Source organism: Streptomyces sp. SID3212 (assembly GCF_009865405.1).
Taxonomy (GTDB): Bacteria; Actinomycetota; Actinomycetes; order Streptomycetales; family Streptomycetaceae; genus Streptomyces.
On sequence record NZ_WWJY01001111.1, the window covers coordinates 1 to 4,095 of the forward strand.

3 protein-coding genes are annotated in these 4,095 nt (G+C 73.7%); 1 reads left to right on the plus strand and 2 read right to left on the minus strand.

Features of this window, described 5'->3' with window-relative positions; translation table 11 throughout:
- Positions 1-779: 779 nt before the first annotated feature.
- The gene (locus GT042_RS33025) at positions 780-1,982 is read left to right on the plus strand and encodes an amino acid deaminase/aldolase (protein ID WP_161312368.1); all 1,203 of its coding nucleotides are present in this window, start codon (positions 780-782) and stop codon (positions 1,980-1,982) included.
- 54 nt (positions 1,983-2,036) lie between these two features.
- Here the strand turns inward: GT042_RS33025 and GT042_RS33030 are convergent, their stop codons facing one another.
- Positions 2,037-2,852 (minus strand): 3-oxoacyl-ACP reductase, encoded by an 816-nt coding sequence (locus tag GT042_RS33030; protein ID WP_202534424.1) that lies wholly within the window; start codon positions 2,850-2,852, stop codon positions 2,037-2,039.
- Between the two features lie 7 nt (positions 2,853-2,859).
- Positions 2,860-4,095: aldehyde dehydrogenase family protein (locus GT042_RS33035; protein ID WP_161312369.1), on the minus strand; the 1,236-nt coding region annotated here is incomplete at its 5' end.

Below are 4,095 nucleotides of genomic sequence, written 5' to 3' on the forward strand. Positions count from 1 at the left end.
GCCGCGAAGCCGGCCGGTTTGAGCAGGAGCCGCGTCGGCGCCCGGAGCCGCAGGTGGCAGGGGGCCTCGGTCCAGGCCGGGCGGCCGGCCGGACAGCCCGGTACTGTCCGGACCGGAAAAGCTCTCGTCCGCAGCTGCGAGGCGACCCGGATCCGCCGACCGTCCGGCCCCTTGGACCGCGCTTCCCTCCGGACCGGACGAAAGCTTGCCGTCCGAGACCGAAGACCGGCCGCCCGGGACCATCGGCGGTATGGGCCCTTGGCCCGCGCCCCGTTGTGAGGCGGGCGGCCTCGTGCCGTCGCGGGGCGGCCGGCCGCCGTCCCGTGTCGTCCAGGGGGCGGGGACCTCAGGGGTGCTCGAAGACGGGGCCGTCGTCGTCGGCGCGGCAGCGTTTTCCGCCGGGGCGGCGGGCGAATCGCCCGGCCGTGGCGCCGGGACCTTTGCCGCCGGCTCGTCGTCGGCACGCGGCGGAATCGGGGGCATCGGCGGCGGTGGTATCCGGGGCGGATTCACGGGCGGCGGGGCGTGGGGCGGGCGGGGTGGTACGGGGGCGCGTTGTGCCTCGGTGCTCATCCGGCCCCCATGTCCTCATCCGGTGCGCGGCTGGTCGCATGCCGATCGGCCTTGCGGGGCAGGCCCGTTCATCGCCGCGTGGGCGTCACTCTACGGGCTGGCGCGGGCCCGGCGGGAACAGGAACGCGGGCCGGGGGGACGTCGGGGAGGTTCTGCCCAGAACATCCCCCCTACCGATCGGTAATCCGGTCTGGCAAGCTCGGCGCATGAATCCGCGCGCCACTGACCGGGCCCGGTACGACCGGGCCACCGCCCCTCTCGACGCGCCGCTCGCGCTCGTCGATCTCGCCGCGTTCGACGCCAACGCCGACGACCTCCTGCGCCGCGCGGGCGGCAAACCCGTCAGGGTCGCGAGCAAGTCGGTACGCTGCCGGGCGCTGCTCGAACGGGTGCTGGCAAGGGACGGCTTCGCGGGGATCATGTCGTTCACGCTCGCCGAGTCGCTGTGGCTGGCACGCGCCGGGTTCGAGGACGTCCTCCTCGCCTACCCGTCCGCCGACCGCGCCGCGTACGCGCAGCTCGCCGCGGACCCCAAGCTCGCCGCCGCCGTCACCGTCATGATCGACGACCCGGCCCACCTGGAACTCATCGACGCGGCCCGCGACGGCGGCACCGAGGAGATCAGGGTCTGCCTCGAACTGGACACCTCCCTGCGGATGCTGGGCGGTCGCGTCCGCATCGGCGCCCTCCGCTCGCCGCTCCGCGAGCCCGCCCAGCTGGCCGAGCTGGCCAGGTCCGTCGTGCGCCGGCCGGGCTTCCGGCTGGTCGGCCTGATGGCGTACGAAGGTCATGTGGCGGGCGTCGGCGACTCCGTGGCCGGCCGGCCGTTCCGCTCCCGGGCCGTACGGCTCATGCAGTCCGCCGCCCGCAAGGAGCTGGCCGAGCGCCGCGCCGCCGTGGTGCGCGCGGTCCGGACCGTCGCGCCGGACCTGGAGTTCGTCAACGGCGGCGGCACCGGCAGTGTGCAGCACACCGCCGCCGAGGACGCGGTCACCGAGATCGCCGCGGGGTCGGGCCTCTACCAGCCGCGGCTCTTCGACAACTACACCTCGTTCAGCGGCCGGCCCGCCGCCCTGTTCGCCCTGCCGGTCGTCCGCAGGCCCGGCGTCGGCGTGGTGACCGTCCTCGGCGGCGGCTACCCCGCGTCCGGCGCGCCGGGCCGGGACCGGCTGCCCGTCCCGTACCTGCCGGAAGGCCTGCGGTACGACGCGCAGGAAGGCCCCGGCGAGGTGCAGACCCCGCTCCTCGGCTCCGCCGCCGACGATCTGCTGATCGGCGACAAGGTGTGGTTCCGGCACGCCAAGGCCGGTGAACTCTGCGAGCGCTTCGACACGTTGCACCTCGTGGAGGACGACCGCGTGGTCGCGAGCGTGCCCACGTACCGCGGTGAGGGCCTCACCTTCCTCTGATTCCTCTGACACGAAGGCGGGCCGGTCCCGGGGCACGGGGCCGGCCCTCCCCCGCTACACCGGCGTCACGTACGCCCCGGAAATCCCCCCGTCCACCAGGAAGTCCGACGCGTTCACGAACGACGAGTCGTCGCTCGCCAGGAACGCGACCGCCGCCGCGATCTCGTCCGCCTCCGCGAACCGGCCCAGCGGGATGTGCACCAGGCGGCGTGCCGCCCGCTCGGGGTCCTTCGCGAACAGCTCCTGGAGCAAGGGGGTGTTGACGGGCCCGGGGCACAGCGCGTTGACGCGGATGCCCTCGCGGGCGAACTGGACGCCCAGTTCACGGGACATCGCCAGCACGCCGCCCTTGGACGCGGTGTACGAGATCTGCGAGGTCGCCGCGCCCATCCGGGCCACGAACGACGCCGTGTTGATGATCGACCCCTTCCCCTGGCGCCGCATGTAGGGGATCGCGGCCTTGCAACACAGGTACACGGAGGTCAGGTTGACCTCCTGGACCCGCCGCCAGGCGTCGAGGCCCGTGGTGAGGATCGAGTCGTCCTCCGGCGGTGAGATGCCCGCGTTGTTGAAGGCGATGTCGACGCTGCCGTACGTCTCGTACGCCGTCCTGAACAGCGCCTCGACCTCGTCGGCGTCGGTGACGTCGACCCGTACGAACGTGCCGCCCGCCTGCTCGGCGGCGGCTTTGCCCGCCGTCTCGTCGATGTCGCCGCAGACGATGTGCGCGCCCTCGGAGGCGAGGCGGCGCGCGGTGGCGAGGCCGATGCCGCTGCCGGCTCCGGTGATGACGGCGGTACGGCCGATCAGGCGCCGGCAGACGGGCGCTTCGCTCGGGGCGCTCAGGGCGGCGCTCTGGGGGTCGGTCATGGTGGGCTCAGGCCTCCGTGCTGATGAAGACGTTCTTGGTTTCCGTGAAGGCCGCGAGGGCGTCGGGGCCCAGTTCGCGGCCGAGTCCGGACTGCTTGTAGCCGCCGAACGGCGTCCCGTAACGGACGCTGCTGTGGGAGTTGACCGACAGGTTGCCCGCCGCGACGGCCCGCGAGACGCGCAGGGCGCGGCCCACGTCCCGGGTCCAGATGGACCCGGCGAGGCCGTAGTCCGTGGCGTTGGCCAGCCGGACGGCGTCCTCCTCGTCGTCGAAGGGCAGGACGACGGCGACCGGTCCGAAGACCTCGTCCGTCGCGACCGGGGAGCCGGCGTCCTGGTCGGTGAGGACGGTCGGCGGGAACCAGAAGCCGGGCCCGTCCGGCGCGTTGCCCCGGATGCCCGCGGCGCCCTCGGGGACGTACGACCGTACGCGCTCCAGCTGGACCGCCGAGATCAGCGGGCCCATCTGGGTCTTCTCGTCGGAGGGGTCGCCGACGACGACCGACTCGACGGCGGGGGCGAGGAGTTCGAGGAACCGCTCGTGGACCTCCCGCTGGACGAGGACGCGGGTACGGGCGCAGCAGTCCTGGCCGCTGTTGTCGAGGAACGCCATCGGGGCGGTGGCGGCGGCGAGGGCGAGATCGGAGTCGGCGAAGACGATGTTCGGGCTCTTGCCGCCGAGTTCGAGGGTCACGCGCTTCACCAGGCCGGCGCTCCTGGCCATGATCTGCTTGCCGATCCGGGTGGATCCGGTGAACACGATCTTGGCGACGCCCGGGTGTTCGACCAGCGCGTTGCCCGCGACGGGGCCCGCGCCGGGCAGCACTTGGAAGAGGTGCTCGGGAAGGCCTGCTTCCAGGGCGAGTTCGGCCAGGCGCAGCGCGGTGAGCGGGGTGGTCTCGGCGGGTTTGAGGAGGACGGCGTTGCCGGCCGCGAGGGCCGGGGCGGTGCCCCAGGCGGCGATCGGCATGGGGAAGTTCCAGGGGGCGACGACGCCGACCACGCCGAGGGGTTCGAGGAGGGTGATGTCGAGGCCGCCGGCGACCGGGATCTGACGACCCATCAGCCGTTCGACTCCTCCGGCGGAGTAGTCGAGGAGGTCGCGGACGTTGCCGGCCTCCCAGCGGGCGTTGCCGATGGTGTGGCCCGCCTCGGTGACCTCCAGGAGGGCCAGTTCCTCGGTGTGGGCGTCGACCGCGGCGGCGAAGCGGCGCAGCAGCCGCGCGCGGTCGGCGGGGGCCGC